Source organism: Absicoccus sp., assembly GCF_034090965.1.
GTDB lineage: Bacteria > Bacillota_I > Bacilli_A > Erysipelotrichales > Erysipelotrichaceae > Absicoccus > Absicoccus intestinalis.
Genome location: NZ_JAXDRQ010000063.1, coordinates 1 through 17,746 on the forward strand (window position 1 = coordinate 1; position 17,746 = coordinate 17,746).

Genomic DNA, 17,746 nt, shown 5'->3' on the forward strand with positions numbered 1-17,746 from the left:
AATGGGCATTGAAGTTATTGGCGAGTGGACAAATTGATGGTGGAAAATATATTAGCGGTTATTATCCACTAGAAAAAACAATTGATGCATTGGAAAGTATTGGCAGACAAGAAGGTATAAAATATGTAATTCTGCCAAATGATAGCAAAGAAGAATGGATGAAACGTAGATAATTTGGATTCTTGCTTTTATGTGAGTTACATAAAAGCAAGTTTTTTTAGTGATGAAAGGAAATGAAAAAATGATACACGGTGCCATATTTGATTTAGATGGATTATTGATTGATACACAACGTATTTATCAGTCTGCACTTGAAGATACGGGAAAAGCATATGATATTTCATTGACAAGATCTTTAACAGATACCTTTGCAGGGGCAAGTCCTGATCATATTGCGAGTATTATGTCTTCACGGTTTTCTATTGATGGGATCGCATTTATGAAAGATGTAATGAATGCAGTGATTGAACGAGAAATGAATGATTTGAATCTAAAACCAGGAGTCAAAAATATTCTTTCGTATTTTGAATCGATTTCAATTCCTATGGCAGTCGCTTCGGGTTCTCCTTGTTCATTGATTGAACGAAACTTACAATTGGTGGATATTGCTACTTATTTTTCAGTCATTGTCAGTACACAGGAAGTCGAACATGGAAAACCAGCACCAGATGTTTTCTTAGAAGCAGCCCATCGATTGCAGGTAGAACCAGAACATTGCCTAGTCTTTGAAGATGCAATCAATGGTGTGAAAGCCGGAATTTGTGGGGGCTTTCCAACCATCATGATTCCAGATCTTGTACAACCAGATCCAGAATGGAAAACGTCCTTATATGGTGTATTTGATACATTAGGTCAAGCTATGGTCAAAATAAAAAGCATGATGGAATGATGCAGTTCCATCATGCTTACAATGAAGTTGAATCATTGGAGAATACTATTTTTCATGAAAAATAAATTGAATACGGTTATAGATCAAAATCATGATCACACCATTAAGGATCCCTTTGATTAAAGTGAATGGCACATTGAAGATCAATAGAGCTTGGCCAATACTTTTGATGGATGGGATCAATAATTGATACATTTGTAAGATGGCAACTTCAGGAAAGCCTAATACATTATAATATAATGGATAAATGATCCAATAATTGATGGGCCAACTGATCAGTGCCATGGCAACAGCACCCAATGCACTTGCTTTTAAGATACCAGATTTGGTTGGATTTTTTTGAAATACATAGCCAGCTACAGCTGCAAACGTAGCACCTAAAAGGAAATTGGATAATTCACCCACAAAACCAGACTGACTCACTGCCATATGAATGATGTTTTTGATCAAAGCAATCAATACACCAGTGAATGGACCATAGGCAAAAGCACCAATTAATTCTGGTAAATCAGAAAAATCCAATTTAATGAAACTAGGCATGATTGGAATTGAAATTTCAATATACTGCAAGATGATCGCAATTCCAATCAACATGCCACATCGTGTGACTTTCTTTGTTCGGTTATTAACTTCCATTTCTTTACTCCCTTTCTTGCATCTTTGAAACAAAAAAATGGTGTACCACAAGGGGCACACCATGAAAAAACATCTGTTTCTGTCTTTTCCCATCCGGACTCTAACCGTCGGTACTGGAATTTCACCAGTTCAGCCTCATATGAGGGTCATGGACTTTACCATCGGTAGGGAATTTCACCCTGCCCCAAAGACGTTATTGATTTGTTACAAATACACCTTATATCAATTTTCTCGTTTAGTCAAGATATAAGACAATCTCATTTTGTGCTAAGCTCTTCTTCAAATCAATGACACGTTGATTTTCCGATCCACGAAAAGCTAACTGAATGTTCTTTTTTTCTTCTACGAAAGGACCATCGACCAGCACATCAATATAAGACAACAATTCATCAGTCATAGGACCATGACGACGACCTCCATCCAATAGATCTTGATCTAAAATAAAGCCGGTCCAAGCCCAAATATCTTTCTTCGGATAAAGTTCCTTGGCTTTCTTACAAAGTTGGACCAATTCTTCTTGATTTGAAAATTCAAAGGGATCACCACCTAAAAGGGACAAGCCTTTACAGAAATCGTTTTTCAAAAAATCAAGAATTTCCGCTTCAGTTTCTTTGGTGTAGGGCTCTCCATAGGCAAAATCCCATGTTTCGGGTTGGAAACAATTTTTACAATGATTCGTACAACCCGATACAAATAAACTAATACGAACACCTTCGCCATTCGCAATATCATATTTTTTTATATTTCCATAATTCATACGTCATTCCTTCTTTTCTGATTATATGATACATGCAAAGATAAAATACATCTACTTTGATATATTATGCACAAGATAATTGAAAAAACATTGTAAGCAAAAAAGATATGTGAGAAAATATTTTCATGTTTCGAATACTAACACAAATATCCAATATTCTATGGGGCACACCCATGACCATCGTTCTCATTGGAACCGGTATTTATTTATCCATTCGCTTTGGCTTCCGCTATAACTTTCGTAAAATCAAGTTTCATTTTCAAAATACCTTTGGCAAAATGTTTCAACCAGGCCAAGGAACCGGGAGCGTATCCGGATTTGCAGCGGCTTGTACGGCCATGGCCAACACGATTGGTGTTGGTAATATTGGCGGTGTAGCTTCGGCTTTGGTTTCTGGTGGACCAGGCGCTATCTTTTGGATGTGGATCTCAGGGCTATTCGGCATGTCGACCAAAGCCTGTGAAATTATTTTAGGCCAACGATATCGTGTGAAATACAATAAATCCATGGATGAATATATGTGTGATCGTTCATTTGTGATGCGCAATGCTTTGGGCTGGAAAACCGGAGCTGTTATTTTAGCATTTGCTTGTTTTATCCTAGGACCTTGGACATGTTGCGTACAAACGGAAGCAGTCACGAGTTCACTCAAAGAAGGTTTTCAAATAGCACCGATTTTGTCGGTTTCCGTTTTAGGTTTGACTTGCTTTTTGACCATCTTTGGTGGGCTGAAACGAATATCCTCGGTCATGGAAAAGGTGGTTCCATTTATGGCATTGGTATATATTTTAGGTGGGTTAGGAATCTTGATCATGCATATTACCATTGTTCCACAAGCTTTCTTGTTGATTTTTAAATCGGCATTTACACCCATGGCTGGAATTGGTGGCTTTGCTGGAGCTACAGTGCGTGATGCAATTCGCTATGGAGTTGCACGAGGTCTTTACTCCAATGATGCCGGAACCGGCTATGGCATGATTGCCCATGCCAGTGCAAAAACGGATCATCCAGTACGACAGTCTAGCTGGGGATGGGGCGAAGTTTTCTTAGACACGATCGTGGTTTGTTCGGTAACAGCCTTATCGTTGATACTGACGAATGTATATATTGATTATCCCAATATATCAAGTGCTCGGTTGACCACTGTGGCATTTAAAGTGGCCTATGGTCAAGCGGGTGGTTGGTTTATGGCAATCGCGATTGCCGTATTTGCATGGACAACGATCATTGGTATGTATTATAGTTGCGAAAAATCTGTAAATTATGCATTTGGCGATACCGAACAGAATAAACTGGCAACTAAGATCTATATGATTTATTATATGTTGCCTTGTGTCTTATTTTACAATATCAAAGCGGATTCTCTATGGGCCATGACGGATATTTTATCGGCGATATACATTATTATTACTTTGATATTTATTTATTCAAAACAAAAAGTGATCATGGATCTATTCCATGATTTCTGGTTCCGTTTTATTCCTGAAAAAGAAGCAGGATTAAATCCAGAACCCGTTGTATTTGGAAAGGAAGAAAGTGAATATGAATAGACAATCTTTACAAGATGTATTGAATCAAGAAAAGATCATGATCATTGATGGATCCATGGCTACAGGCTTGGAGCTAAAAGGATATGATTTGAATCAAAGCCTTTGGACAGCCAGTGCTTTGGTTAATAAGCCAGAATGGGTCAAACAAGTGCATATGGATTACTTTAAAGCAGGAGCCGATTGTGGTATTACCGATAGCTATCAAGCTTCTATACCTGGCTTAATGGCTAAAGGATATAGTGAATCCGAAGCCGAAGCTTTGATTACAAAGTCCGTGGCATTGTTTCATGAAGCACGACAACAATGGTGGCAAGAGGAAGGGAAGGCAAGTGGACGGGTTTATCCATTATGCTTAGGAGCTGTTGGCCCTTATGGTGCTTATTTAGCCGATGGATCGGAATATCGAGGGAATTATGGCATAGATACAAATACGCTGATTGCTTTTCATAAGCGGCGTATGGAACTTTTATGGCAAGCAGGAGCGGATCTTTTAATTATGGAGACCCAGCCTTCTTTATCCGAAGCCTTGATTGAAGCTGAATTAGCAGAAGAACTGGGTGCCACATATTGGATTAGTTTCACTTGTAAAGACGGCAAATATACTCATGAAGGCCAAACTATCGAAGAATGTGCCAAAGCATTGTCTGGTTTGCCTCATTTAGCGATGGTCGGTATCAATTGTACAGATCCAAAATATGTCGAATCCTTAATTCAAGAATGGAAGAAATATACCGATTTACCAATTGGTGTATATCCAAATAGTGGCGAAACCTATGATCCACTGACAAAAACATGGCATGGCCCAACTCAACCTATTCCCTATGAAAATTGGGCAGAAATTTGGATGAAAGCAGGTGCTAGTGCTGTTGGCGGTTGTTGTCAAACAGGAGTGGATCATATCAAACAAGTGGTTCAGGCAAGAAATAAATTCTTATCCAATAAATAAAGAATGCACCTTGTTGAAAGCAAGATGCATTTTTTTCATGATTTCCAAACTTCTTGGGCAATTTCTTTGACCAATTTGAGTTTTGCCCATTGCTCATCTTCTGTAATCTTATTCCCAATCTCACAAGAAGCAAAACCACATTGAGGACTTAAATAGAGACGATCCAAAGGAATGTACTTGGCTGCTTCATGAATACGTGCAATGATCTTGGCCTTCTCTTCCAATTTCGGTGTTTTGGTAGTGATCAAACCTAAAACAACTTTTTTATCTGGGGATACTTTCGCTAAGGGTTCAAAACCGCCCGATCTTTCATCATCATATTCCAGATACAAAGCACTGACATTTTCTTTCGCAAATACATAGTCTGCCACACCATCGTAAGGACCGCTCGTAAAATACGTTGAATGATAATTTCCACGACAAATATGAGATGTAATGGTCATATCTTTCGGTGTATTTTCTAGCGCTAAATTATTCACTTGCAACAATTCTTCTTTGACTTGTTCCAGATCCAATCCAAGAGATTGATAGCGTTGTTTTGCGGCATCACCTACAATGGCGCCCCATGTACAATCATCCAATTGTAAATTGCGACAACCAGCTTGATAGAATTGTTGGATCACATCTTGATAAGCTAAGCCGATATCGTGGATCAAAGTTTCATTGGTTGGATAAAACTTCCGGGTTTGATCGATGTTCATTGGTACGATCATTTGTTGGAAGAACTGAGCAGGAGCTGGAATCGTATATTTAGCTACAGTATCTTCATCTTCAAATTGTTGTAGGAATTTGAAATAATCTACAAATGGATGATGTTTTGGCCGGATCTTGCCGACCAGGTAGGTATCATCCAACACAGCTAATTCGCCAGCAAATGGAACGCCACCATCGGTCAATTGATGTTTGACGCCTTCAAATCCCCACATAAAATCCAAATGCCAATAGGTTCTCCGAAATTCACCATCTGTGATAATGTGATATCCCAGTTCTTTTTGTTTGGTTACTAACTTAGTGATTTCTTCATTGATGACTTGATCTAATTTTTCTTTTGTACAACGCCCTTGTTGATAAGCTGCTTTGATGTCTTTTACCCGTTGAGGACGAAGAAAGCTACCCACAAAATCATATCGATACGGTGCATGAATGGAACTCATAAATATATACCTCCTAAAATTCATATGTTTTATGGGTGTATTATAACAAGCTATCTTTCTAATGATAAATACGAAAAAACAACATATATCATAGACTTAAACTATGGATAAATGCCGCTTTAAAGCTTCTTGATAGAATAATGCATAAGGACTCAAGATCGTATGTTTACGAATGATGCATCCAATCCGCATTTTAGAAGCAAAACGCAAAGGACGAGCAATGATGTTGTCTCCATTCAATTTCTGATCAATGACTCCACTACATACAGTAAATCCATGAAGGCCAATCAATAAATTAAATAAGGTAGCTCGATCTCGCACTTGGATATTCTTGGGAAAGTCCAACATTGGAATCAATTCCTCTGAAAAATAAAAGGAATTTTGTTCGCCTTGTTCATAGACAAGATAAGGGTAAGGGAATAGGTCATCAATCTCGATGATTTCTTTAGAAGCGAGTGGATGATCGGCACTTAAAAAGACATGAGGATCGGCAACAAAAAGCTCGATAAAAGTCAGATCTTTGTTTTTGATCATTTTGGATAAGATATCTTCATTATCCGGAGATAAATAAAGGATTCCTATTTCACTACGACCACTGGCTACATCATCGATGATTTCTCCAGTTTGCGTCTCTCGTAAAATGAAACTATATTGATCCGAATCGAAATGACGAATCAAATCCACATAGGCATTGACCGCAAAGGAATAATGTTGACAAGAAACCGAAAATTTAGGCGTTCGCTTTTTTCCCTTACCAAAATGCTCTTTCATATTGTCCGCTTGTTCCAACAACATTCGCGCATACGATAAGAGCTGTTCCCCTTCATGCGTGATCGTAATTCCTTTTTTGGAACGAATAAAAGCGGTCACACCCATCTCTTTTTCTAGACTATGAATGGCTGTACTTAAGCTCGGTTGGGAAATATATAATTTTTCAGCGGCTGCAGTAATACTGCCACATTCCGCAACCGTTACTAGATATTTTAATTGTTGAAGTGTCATTGGACCTCCTTGCATGTATTAAAAGATAAAAATTGTTCATATAATGTCCAATCGTTTCTAGCTCATTTCTATTAACCAGAAATTTTTCGAAAATAAACTTTTTTCACCTTCATTCATAAGATATTTGACCAGAAATTGCTTATTTAGATAGTCACCATTTGGCAGAATGCCAAACGGTGATGAAAAAAATATCAAAATGAAATGACAATATTATTCCATAAAAGAAAAGCTATACGATATCAATCATATAGCTTTAAGATTCTACAAATGCAATACACGCTCTTTGATTTCTTGCGTACGTCCTTGATTCCAGAACTGTGTGCCAATATAGCCACAAGTACGACGAGCCACATTCATTTTTTCTTGATCCGTATTGCCACAATTTGGACACTTCCAGATCAATTTATGATTCTCATCTTCCACGATCTGGATCTCACCAGTATAACCACATACCTGGCAATAATCGCTCTTTGTATTCAATTCGGCATACATGATGTTGTTGTAGATATGCTTCATGACAGCTAAGACTGCATCGATATTGTTTTCCATATTTGGCACTTCTACATAGCTGATGGCTCCACCTGGAGACAACTTTTGGAATTTAGATTCCAAAGTCAATTTATCAAATGCATTGATTTGTTCTGTGACATGGACATGATACGAGTTTGTGATGTAGTTTTTATCCGTTACATGAGGAATGATGCCGAAACGATCTTGTAGACATTTCGCAAACTTGTATGTTGTAGATTCCATTGGCGTTCCATACAAACTGAAAGAAATATTGGTTTCTTCGCGTTTTTTATTGCACCAATCATTCAAATACTGCATGACTTTTAAACCAAATTTTTCACCTTCTGGCGAAGTATGCGAAACCCCTAACATGTAATAGACCATTTCAGCAATACCAGCATAGCCTAAAGAAATCGTTGAATAATTGTCATACAACAATTTATCGATGGTTTCTCCCTTCTTTAAACGTGCCAAAGCACCGTTTTGCCATAAAATAGGGGCTACATCACTTGGTGTACCTTTCAAACGATTGTGACGATACATCAAAGCCTCATAACAAAGATCCAAACGTTCATCTAAGATCTTCCAGAAAGCATCCATATCTTTCTTTGAAGAACAAGCGACATCAACCAAGTTGATGGTAACGACACCTTGGTTAAAACGACCATAATATTTATGATGAACCGGATCTGGTGTCAAGAAAGAACGACAACCCATGCAAGGATAAACATCGCCGCCTTTTAATTCCTTCATGATCTTTTCCGAAATATAGTCAGGAACCATTCGTTTGGCAGTACATTCCGCCGCTAATTTGGTCAAATAGAAATATGGACTATCTTCTTCAATGTTGTTGTCCTCTAAGCAATAAATCAATTTAGGGAAAGCGGGAGTAATGAATACACCCTTTTCATTTTTTACCCCTTGAATACGTTGCTTCAACATTTCTTCAATGATCAAAGCAAGATCATCACGCGTTTGTCCTTCCGGTACTTCGTTTAAATACATGAATACAGTGACAAAAGGCGCTTGACCATTGGTGGTCATTAAAGTGATGACCTGGTATTGGATAGTTTGTACCCCTTTTTCAATTTCACGACGAACACGCATTTCTGCAACTTCATTGACCTTCTGATCCGAAATTTCAATACCAGCGGCTTCAAATTCTTGACGCACCTCTTTACGGGCTTTTTGACGAGATACATCCACAAATGGGGCTAAGTGAGACAAAGTGATGGATTGACCACCATATTGAGAACTGGCCACTTGCGCAATGATCTGGGTCGCGATATTACAAGCTGTCGCAAAGCTATGAGGTTTATCAATACCTGTTTCACTAATGACCGTACCATTTTGAAGCATGTCTTCTAGATTGACTAAACAACAATTATGCATGTGTTGTGCAAAATAGTCAGCATCATGAAAGTGGATGATGCCTTTTTCATGGGCTTCGGAAATCTCTGGAGGCAACAAGAAACGCTTAGTGATGTCTTTGGAAACTTCACCAGCCATATAGTCACGCTGTACACTGTTGACCAATGGATTCTTATTGGAATTTTCTTGTTTCACTTCTTCATTTTGACGCTCCAACAAACTCATGATTTGTTTATCGGTTGAATTGGCTTTACGAACCAAAGCACGCTCATAACGATAGGTAATGTAGTTGTGAGCAACCGAAAAGAATTGTTTTTGCATCAATTCCGCTTCGACCATATCTTGGATTTCTTCGACATTGGCACTACGCTTTAAAGCCTTACATTTTGCGGTTACACTCTGGGCAATGTCTTGGATGTTTTCATCCGTCATTGGCGTATGTAAAGTCGCCTGGTTTGCTTTGGAAATCGCATTGAAAATTTTCTGGACATTGAATAATACTTCTTCACCACTTCGTTTAATAACATTCATATTTTAAATCTCCTTTATTTCAAAATAGTTGAACTTTCAACTATTTTCTTGTCAAGCATCTTTAGTATACCTAGAAAAAATAGGAATTCAAGGCTTGATTTTTCATTCCAATAATGATTCATACGATTTCATCGAGAAAAAAATCAATTTATTTCAGTTTGAGCATAAATAACTTTACCAATAATTTGTACCGGCAACTCATCCACTTCTTGTTTGGTAAATACTTTGGTCTCTACATCTGGATTGGCCGCTTCCAATAATAAGACCGAATCGGTCTTGATGACACGTTTGACCGACACTTCATCTTGTCCAATCAATACGATGGCAATGGTGCCACTTGGTACATCGTTGCAGGCCTGCACATACAATAAGTCGCCATCATGGATCTTAGCGTCGATCATCGAATTTCCTGTTACACGAAGAAAATAATCGCCTTTCCGATAATCCGATTCAGAAACGGGAATATAGCCTTCTAAATTTTCTTCGGCTAATAAACCATACCCAGCTTTTACAGTCCCTAACAAAGGTTTTTCAAAGGAAAAAGTAGACATTCGCTTCATTTGATCGATATCGAGATGCATCAATTGAGATAGTTTTTCTAAGGTATCCGCATTGATTCGTTTGGTTTGGCCGTTGCACCAACGCGATACCGTTGACTTTGTGACCCCTAAGACCTGTGCAATTTCATCATTGGTAATATGGTTTTGACGTTTGTATTCTTGTAGTATTTCTTGTACATTCATATTGTCATTATATATGCAAAAGAGATAGAATGCACAGGAAAGTCGCATAAAAGTTGCATTTTCACACAATTTGACACAATGTTTCGAAACCTCACAAATTTTCACATGATTAAGTGAAATTTACGCGTTAATTATTTAGTACATTACAGTTGAGCAAAGAAAAGCTCATAATAGTAAAAAAACTTCATATATTTCTCTCTCCCTAATAACGTATATGAAAAAACAATGAGCGATGAAGGCAAGCATCGCTTTTTGTTTGCTCAAATTTTTTTAACAATAGCCTGTTTCGATGTGCGACCCACGATAGAAAATGGGACCAGAAATTTGTGATTATCCATCCCTTTTTTCAGAATACTTTAGGAATGCTCAAACAATAAGAAAAACATATTTTCACACGATTGAGTGAAAATCTTACGATAATTATTTAGTACATTACAGTTGAGCAAAGGAAAAGCTCAATAGTACAAAAAACTTCATATATTTCTCTCTCTCCTAAAAACATATATGAAACAAACGCAAGAAGCGATGAAGGCAAGCATCGCTTTTTGTTTGCTCTTTTCATAAAATTAAATATTTAGTGAATCCATAACGTAGGAATTTTGTTATAATGTTTAATATGGACTATAGTGTATGTTTATTGGCAGCGGGTAAAGGAACCCGAATGAAGCTGCCCTACAATAAAGTATTTCATCGTTTGAAAAAAAATAAGACCGTCTTAGATTCAAGCCTAGGCATTTTTCTACAAGATAGCGAATGTAAACAAGTGGTCTTGATGTATGCCAAAGAAGACGAAGCTTATATGAAAGAACGATACAGTAAGATCGATCGCGTGGAATTGCACGAAGGTGGTCTGACTCGACAAGAAAGTGCGGGGATCGGCCTTCATTTTGTGAATCAAGACTATGTGATGATCCATGATGCGGCTCGTCCTTTTGTGACCAAAGAACAAATTGATGCTTTAAAAGTCGCATTGGAAACGGAAGATGCTTGCTTGTTGATGATCCCAAGTGTGGATACGATCAAGATCGTAAAGGATGGATATGTTGAAACAACGCCTTTGCGTCAACATGTATATAATGCGCAAACACCACAATGTTTTAAGACGACATTGATCAAGATGTGTTATGAAAAATCTTTATTAGAAGGACGACAAGCCACGGATGATGCACAATTGGTTGAATGGTATACGGATGTGCCTATCAAAGTGGTATTGGGAGATCTAGGCAACAAAAAAATCACATTGCCACAAGATATATCGATATAGAAAGGAGTTTTTTCATGAATTATTCACTGTTGATTTACCAATCCAATCCGGTTTCCATCGATGCTTTTTTAGACGATTCTCGCTGTAAAGAAATCATTCAATTATGTACGACAGAGGAATTGATGACAAACAGTGTGCATCCCCAATCAAAGACGCTTTATGTGCCAACACAAGATACTTTATATACCTCAATTTTTAATGGCTTAAAAGGCGTGACCCAAGAAGATGTGATCGTCAGCGATGGTCAAACAAAGCTACAAATTCATGATATCGATACATTATTGGATTATTTAAATCAATGGCCAGCCATTCAATATGATGAAACAACCTATGCCTTTGATACACGCCTATTGATGTTTTCGCTTCAAAAAGCTTTGGAATCCCATCAAGATCTAAGCGCCTGTTTCCATGCCATTGATATGAAAATCAAATCACTGTAGTGGATCGGACGCCACTTTTTTTTTATGTGAAATTGCGTTAAGATTGATATATGAATTTGAAGATAGCACGGCATACAAATATAAAAACCGGATTGAGTGATGAAGACGTATTGCGTTCACAACCCAATGTGTATGAAGACAAAAATTCACGCTCCTATAAACAAATTATTCATGATAATTTCTATACATTATTTAATGCGATCAACTTAGTTTTGGGATTGATGGTTTTTATTACAGGCGCTTATCGCAATATGATGTTTGTGGGCCTGGTTTTTTTAAATACCGTTATTGGGATCATTCAAGAAATTCGATCCAAAAAAATATTAGATAACCTGGCATTATTGAACCAACAAAAAGCCAATGTCTTACGCAATGGGAAAATCAAAAGCATTCCCGTGGAAAAAATCGTGCGAAATGATATCTTGATGGTCAAGACCGGCGATCAGATCAGTGTGGATGCCATCGTGGTCGATGGCCAAGTTGAATGTAATGAATCCATTTTAACCGGTGAAAGCGATTCGATCATCAAACAATATGGAGATCCCTTGATGTCGGGTTCCTTTGTCGTTTCTGGACAAGCCAAAGCCCAAGTTGTGAAAGTGGGAGCCGATACGTATTCGCATTCCATTTTGGAAAGTGCCAAACGCGAGAAACAATATCCATCCGAATTGCGCGATAGTATCAATTCCATCATCCGCTTTTCAACGATCGTTTTGATCCCAACCGGATCGATCATGTTGATCAAACAACTGATGGAAAATACCAGCCAATGGCGAAGCGCTATTTTATCGACTGTTGCCGGGGTCATTGGTATGATTCCCGAAGGATTGGTCTTATTGACTAGTACAGCCTTGGCCATGGGAGCGGTAAAATTAGCGCGTAAACAAGTATTGGTACAAGAACTATATTGTATTGAAACTTTAGCACGTGTCGATACCCTTTGTCTGGATAAGACCGGAACCATCACCCAAGGAAAGATGAAAGTTGTATTGACCGATGGTCTAGGAAAAACGTCCGATGAAGAAATGCGCTATATCTTAGCCAATATGTATTCTTGTTTGGATGATGATAATGCCACGGCACAAGCTATACGTGCCTATACAGGCAAAGGCGATGCCCGCTGCATACGTACGATTCCTTTTTCCAGTAGTCGAAAAGCCAGTGCTGTTGTGTTTGAAGGCAACCGTACCTATATGACAGGCGCCTATTCCTTTATCGTGAATCAACAAGAAAATTGGATCAATGAACGCATCGAATCGTATGCACAACAAGGCATGCGCGTTTTGGTTTTAGCAAAAGGACGAATCATGGGCGACCAAATTCGCGGGAATAATGAAGTGATTGGTCTGATTGGGATCCAAGATGTATTACGACCCAATATTCGTCGGACCTTACAATATTTCTATAAACAAAATGTGCACGTGAAGATCATTTCTGGAGATGATCCTCGTACCGTGGCAGCCATCGCACAAAAAGCCGGTGTCAAAGGCAGAGCCGTCGACATGACCACGGTCAAAGACATCGATCAAGCAGTACAGACCTATTCGATTTTTGGTCGGGTCACACCGGAACAAAAGAAACAAATGGTCTTATCTTTACAAAAACAAGGCCATACCGTAGCGATGACGGGGGATGGTGTCAATGATGTCATGGCCTTAAAAGAAGCCGATTGCTCCATTGCGATGGGATCTGGATCCGAAGCAACCAAAGGCGTTGCTAGCTTGGTCTTGTTGAAAGATCAATTTCGAGCCATGCCATCGATCTTGCGAGAAGGCCGTATTGTCATTAATAACATTCAACGTTCAGCTTCTTTGTTTTTAGTGAAAACCATGTTTTCATTCGGCCTATCGCTGATCACGATATTCTGGTTTAGTGCCTATCCATTTAAGCCCATTCAATTATCTTTGGTTTCCTTATTAGGAACAGGCATTCCCGGTTTTGTCCTTGCTTTGGAACCCAATGAAGAACGAGTGACAGGCCACTTTTTACAACACGTATTTGGACGAGCGATGCCAGGAGCCATCATGGTCATCTTATCCGTTGTGTTTGCGAATTTGTTTAGACAACCACTCCAAATGAGTGATGCCCAATTCTCCACGATTTGTACGATCATCGCTTCATGGAACTCCTTGTGCGTCTTATATACTGTATGTACTCCAATGACACAACTCCGTAAATTGTTGTTGATTTGTATGTTTGCGGGATTGGTCATTGGTCTAACCGTATTCCATAGCTTACTTTATCTTGTGGGCTTGACATTCTGGCAAGGTATCTATGTGGCATGTAACCTAGCCATCATACCGGATTGTTTATTGCTCATGAAAAAAGCCGTCGATAAGACCATCTTACGAAATGCATAAACCTTCAACTTTGAAGGTTTTTTTATGAAAAAAAACAAGGCCATTGGCCTTGTCAGGAAAGGATCTGGATTTGATCGGCAATCTCATTTTGCACTCGTTCGTAAGCAAATTCCGTAAATGCTAATGGATGCACGAGTTCTTTGGCTTTATAAGCATCCCACAATGGACGAATCTCATCATAGAAGGCTTGGTCAAAATGCGTATCAATTTGTCCTTGATCATCTACCTTTAATAAATCATGATAATTGACATCCGCTAGACTAATTTGCTCCTGCGCATGTGCCAATAAGAAACGTACGATATTTTCTGGTGTACGCAAAAAGACATAAGGCTTATCATAACGACCATCTTTAAATACAAAACCTTGAATACAATTTGAACGTTTAATTTTTGCCATAAATAATGCTCCTTTCTTTTTTAGATACGTGGCAAAGGTAGATTGTGTTCAATTTTTTTATACAAGATGAATGTTAAAAAAAATAAAAACTTGCACCAAATCGATGCAAGTTTTTGTCTTAGTCATGTAAATTGTATTTTGCACGTAATTCCGCTTTACGCTCTTCCCACAACTTATCGGCTACAGGACCCCAGTTCTTTGCGTATTCAACGGTTTTTGAACGTAAATGATCCACTGGTTCTGGTTCTTCAGGGTCCGTTGAATGGGCACCTGATTTTTTGACCATTTCAGGTAGAGCATCTGGGTTTTCAAGCATTGGGCAAGGTTTCAATTGATTTTCATTGAAAGGTTGTCCATCATGATAAGCCATGAACATTGGGCTACGTAAACAATCCAACAAAGATTTTTCACGAATGTTGGAATCGCTATAATGGATAAATACACAAGGATCGACATCACCACGTGCATTGATGTGTAAGTAACGACGGCCACCAGCAATACATCCACCAACATATTCACCATCATTTTGGAAATCCAATAAGAACAATGGTTTGGTTGCACGCGCTTTACGAATACGACGCATAACTTCTGTACGTTGTTCTGGATTTGGCATCAATTCAGGCGATGAAGCCATACCGGTTGGCATGAAATGGAAATACCATGTGAAGTAAGCACCTAGATCGATCATCTTTTGGAAGTATTCATCACTTGTGATGGCATCCCAGTTTTGGCTGGTATAGCAGCAACTGAATCCAAATGGCAAACGACGTTCACGCAACAATTGCGTAGCGCGCATAACGGATTGGTAGACACCTTTGCCACGACGAGCATCTGTTGTTTCTTCATTTCCTTCCAAAGAAATAGCTGGAATGAAATTCTTTACACGAAGCATTTCATCCGCAAAGGCTTCATCGATCAAAGTGGAGTTCGTGAAACTCAAGAAGATACAATCATCATGTTTTTCACACAATTTGATCAAATCTTTTTTACGAACCAATGGTTCTCCACCTGTATAGATATACATGTAGACACCCATTTCTTTTCCTTGACGGATGATGTCATCGATTTCATCATAGGAAAGATTCAATTTGTTTCCATATTCGGCAGCCCAGCAGCCAATGCAATGTAGGTTACAAGCACTGGTTGGATCAAGCAAAATAGCCCAAGGAATATTACATTGATATTTTTCACGATATTCATCTTGCTTCTTCCATCCTTCCAAAGCAGAATTGATGAAGAAGTTGACACCTACTTTTTTGATCATTTCAGGATCTAATGTTAATAAACGATCATAAATAAATGAATAATATGGATTGGAAGGGTCTTCAATGATTTTACGGATTCCTACACGTTCACGTTCGAATCCTCCACCAGAAAATTTATCAGCCCAATCCAATAATTTTGGAAAGTTTTTTTTGGGATCTTTGATCGCATAGTCGATGGCTTTGCCAAGTCCTAAGCGTTTAATGTTTGCACTGACATCCATAATACTTTTCCTCCTTATAGTCTCATGGCCTTTAGTTTAATGGTTCCAAAATAAATATGCAAGGGACCAAAGGCCTTAGATAGGCGAAATTTAAGCATTTCATAAAAAATGACCAATAAAATTTTCTATAGTATAATAAAGACAATGAACTCTAGGGGGAATCAGGATGTTAGCCCAACAAAGACAAGAAGCCATCGTGGAAGAGGTCAATGAAAAAGGCTCCGTTTTGGTCAAAGAATTAGCCATCAAATACGATGTGACCCAAGACAGTATTCGTAAGGATCTGAGTATTTTACAGAAACAAGGCTTGTTAAAAAAGACATATGGAGGAGCGGTTCGCATTCGTAAAAAAATTGCCGCCCAGGATCTTGTGGCATCGAAACGAATCAGTCAAAATCGACAAGCCAAACAAGCCATTGCTCAAAGAGCCTATGCATTGATCGAACCCAATGATTTGATTTTTTTAGATCTTTCTACTTCGAATTTAGAATTAGCACGATTATTGGTGGAAAATGATAAAGGTGCAACCATCGTGACCAATATGCTCGATATTGCGAATCTTTATGCGACAACGACCAATCGCCATTTCATATTGCTGGGTGGCTATTTGAACCAACAAGGCGATTCCTTCGCCGGTGCCTTAGCCATTGCTCAATTGAGTCCCTATCAATTTGATAAAGCATTCATTGGTATCGAAGGCGTGGACATTGAATCGGGCAAGATCTTTAATTACAGTGTGGAAGATGCCCTGACCAAACAGGCAGTATTGAAACAAACCAAATCCACCTATATGATGTTGGAAACACGGAAATTTGAAATGGAAGGCAATTATGCCTTTGCCCATATATCAGACTTTACGGGTGTGATCATGGAAACAAAACCAGAAGATAAATATTTAAAGGCATTAGAAAGTTTAGAGGTAATTGATGAATGAATAAAAAATATTTCTTTTTTGATATTGATGGCACCTTAACGGATCGATCCACAGGTAAGATCGTTCCTTCGGCTCAACAAGCTCTGAACGAACTTCAAGATAACGGTCATTTTGTCGCCATTGCCACGGGTCGTGCTCACTATAAAGCCGTTCCTTTTATGAAGGAAGTGGGCTTACACAATATGGTTTGTTGCGGAGGCGGCGGCCTTGTCATTGATGATCAATTGATCAAAAATGAACCATTGGATCTAGCCAAGGCCAAAGCCATCTTAAAAGAAGCAACCAATCTTGGGTATGGGGCGCTTTTGATGTTGGATGATTCGGTGAAAGTCTATGCGAAAGATGATAAATTCAGAGAACAATGTGGTCCGCGCAAAGAACCAACAGAATACATCATTGATCCCCATTTAGATTATGAATCTCTACCTATAATATATAAGATGTATTTTTCTATTCCCAAGGAAGAGGAATATCGATTAAAACGAAAAGATACATTGGGCAATTTGCGGTTTCAACCCGAATATTTGATGTATCAATACGATGCCAAACGACAAGGCATTCTCGATATGATGGATGCACTGCATGCCAATCCCAAAGATGTGGTTGTATTTGGTGATGATCATAATGATCTGGTCATGTTTGATCCACAATGGACATCGATTGCGATGGGCAATGCCACCGATGAATTAAAAGAGCACGCCAATTATGTGACCGATGCCAATGTGGACGATGGCATCTATCATGCATGTCAAAAAATGGGTTGGATCGAATGAAAC

Annotated in this window: 16 protein-coding genes and 1 riboswitch; of the genes, 8 read left to right on the plus strand and 8 right to left on the minus strand. The window is 38.6% G+C overall.

All coding sequences use genetic code 11. The features are described 5' to 3' along the window. Positions 1–241 precede the first annotated feature (241 nt). Complete coding sequence (locus tag SOS22_RS09255) at positions 242–889, plus strand: HAD family phosphatase (RefSeq protein WP_320597011.1); 648 nt, start codon at positions 242–244, stop codon at positions 887–889. Positions 890–934: 45 nt separating this feature from the next. Here SOS22_RS09255 and SOS22_RS09260 read toward each other — a convergent pair whose 3' ends face one another. Both SOS22_RS09260 and nrdG read right to left on the minus strand, forming a co-directional pair. Further along, complete coding sequence (locus tag SOS22_RS09260; protein ID WP_320597012.1) at positions 935–1,525, minus strand: Gx transporter family protein; 591 nt, start codon at positions 1,523–1,525, stop codon at positions 935–937. Between the two features lie 77 nt (positions 1,526–1,602). Further along, a riboswitch (FMN riboswitch) is annotated at positions 1,603–1,721 on the minus strand. 39 nt (positions 1,722–1,760) lie between these two features. After that, positions 1,761–2,282 carry an anaerobic ribonucleoside-triphosphate reductase activating protein gene (gene nrdG, locus SOS22_RS09265; RefSeq protein ID WP_320597013.1) on the minus strand — a complete coding sequence of 174 codons (522 nt, stop codon included), beginning with the start codon at positions 2,280–2,282 and terminating at the stop codon, positions 1,761–1,763. 125 nt (positions 2,283–2,407) lie between these two features. Here nrdG and SOS22_RS09270 point away from each other — a divergent pair, with 125 nt between their 5' ends. Next, positions 2,408–3,832, plus strand: a complete 1,425-nt coding sequence (locus SOS22_RS09270; RefSeq protein ID WP_320326569.1) for an alanine/glycine:cation symporter family protein — start codon at positions 2,408–2,410, stop codon at positions 3,830–3,832. Continuing rightward, the gene (gene mmuM, locus SOS22_RS09275) at positions 3,825–4,778 is read left to right on the plus strand and encodes a homocysteine S-methyltransferase (RefSeq protein WP_320326568.1); all 954 of its coding nucleotides are present in this window, start codon (positions 3,825–3,827) and stop codon (positions 4,776–4,778) included. Before SOS22_RS09270 ends, mmuM begins: the two co-directional genes overlap by 8 nt. Positions 4,779–4,813: 35 nt before the next feature. On the opposite strand, the gene SOS22_RS09280 is transcribed toward mmuM, so the two are convergent. From SOS22_RS09280 to SOS22_RS09295, 4 genes are all read right to left on the minus strand, one after another. Then, positions 4,814–5,932, minus strand: a complete 1,119-nt coding sequence (locus SOS22_RS09280; RefSeq protein ID WP_320326567.1) for a 5-methyltetrahydropteroyltriglutamate--homocysteine S-methyltransferase — start codon at positions 5,930–5,932, stop codon at positions 4,814–4,816. Positions 5,933–6,028: 96 nt separating this feature from the next. Then, complete coding sequence (locus SOS22_RS09285) at positions 6,029–6,934, minus strand: LysR family transcriptional regulator (protein WP_320326566.1); 906 nt, start codon at positions 6,932–6,934, stop codon at positions 6,029–6,031. Positions 6,935–7,195: 261 nt separating this feature from the next. Continuing rightward, positions 7,196–9,346 (minus strand): anaerobic ribonucleoside-triphosphate reductase, encoded by a 2,151-nt coding sequence (nrdD, locus tag SOS22_RS09290; RefSeq protein WP_320326565.1) that lies wholly within the window; start codon positions 9,344–9,346, stop codon positions 7,196–7,198. 143 nt (positions 9,347–9,489) lie between these two features. Beyond that, on the minus strand, positions 9,490–10,089 hold the full coding sequence (locus SOS22_RS09295) for a LexA family protein (RefSeq protein WP_320326564.1): 600 nt from the start codon (positions 10,087–10,089) through the stop codon (positions 9,490–9,492). A 616-nt stretch (positions 10,090–10,705) separates the two neighbouring features. Here SOS22_RS09295 and ispD point away from each other — a divergent pair. Genes ispD through SOS22_RS09310 form a run of 3 tightly spaced genes read left to right on the plus strand, consistent with a single transcriptional unit; the run spans position 10,706 to position 14,153 of the window. Next, on the plus strand, positions 10,706–11,353 hold the full coding sequence (gene ispD, locus SOS22_RS09300; RefSeq protein ID WP_320326563.1) for a 2-C-methyl-D-erythritol 4-phosphate cytidylyltransferase: 648 nt from the start codon (positions 10,706–10,708) through the stop codon (positions 11,351–11,353). A gap of 14 nt (positions 11,354–11,367) precedes the next feature. Then, a complete protein-coding gene (locus tag SOS22_RS09305; protein WP_320326562.1) occupies positions 11,368–11,793 on the plus strand; it encodes a hypothetical protein in 426 nt (141 codons plus the stop codon). Between the two features lie 50 nt (positions 11,794–11,843). Further along, positions 11,844–14,153: an HAD-IC family P-type ATPase gene (locus SOS22_RS09310; protein ID WP_320326561.1), complete on the plus strand. Its 2,310-nt coding sequence runs from the start codon at positions 11,844–11,846 to the stop codon at positions 14,151–14,153. A gap of 52 nt (positions 14,154–14,205) precedes the next feature. Here the strand turns inward: SOS22_RS09310 and SOS22_RS09315 are convergent, their stop codons facing one another. Together SOS22_RS09315 and SOS22_RS09320 are read right to left on the minus strand one after the other, a co-directional pair. Next, positions 14,206–14,550: a hypothetical protein gene (locus SOS22_RS09315; protein ID WP_320326433.1), complete on the minus strand. Its 345-nt coding sequence runs from the start codon at positions 14,548–14,550 to the stop codon at positions 14,206–14,208. Between the two features lie 118 nt (positions 14,551–14,668). Then, positions 14,669–16,036: a radical SAM protein gene (locus tag SOS22_RS09320; RefSeq protein WP_320326432.1), complete on the minus strand. Its 1,368-nt coding sequence runs from the start codon at positions 16,034–16,036 to the stop codon at positions 14,669–14,671. A 166-nt stretch (positions 16,037–16,202) separates the two neighbouring features. Between SOS22_RS09320 and SOS22_RS09325 the strand changes: the two genes are divergently transcribed. Both SOS22_RS09325 and SOS22_RS09330 read left to right on the plus strand, forming a co-directional pair. Beyond that, the gene (locus tag SOS22_RS09325; protein WP_320326431.1) at positions 16,203–16,970 is read left to right on the plus strand and encodes a DeoR/GlpR family DNA-binding transcription regulator; all 768 of its coding nucleotides are present in this window, start codon (positions 16,203–16,205) and stop codon (positions 16,968–16,970) included. Continuing rightward, positions 16,967–17,743, plus strand: coding sequence for an HAD family hydrolase (locus SOS22_RS09330; RefSeq protein WP_320326430.1), 777 nt, complete (start codon positions 16,967–16,969; stop codon positions 17,741–17,743). Before SOS22_RS09325 ends, SOS22_RS09330 begins: the two co-directional genes overlap by 4 nt. Positions 17,744–17,746 lie beyond the last annotated feature (3 nt).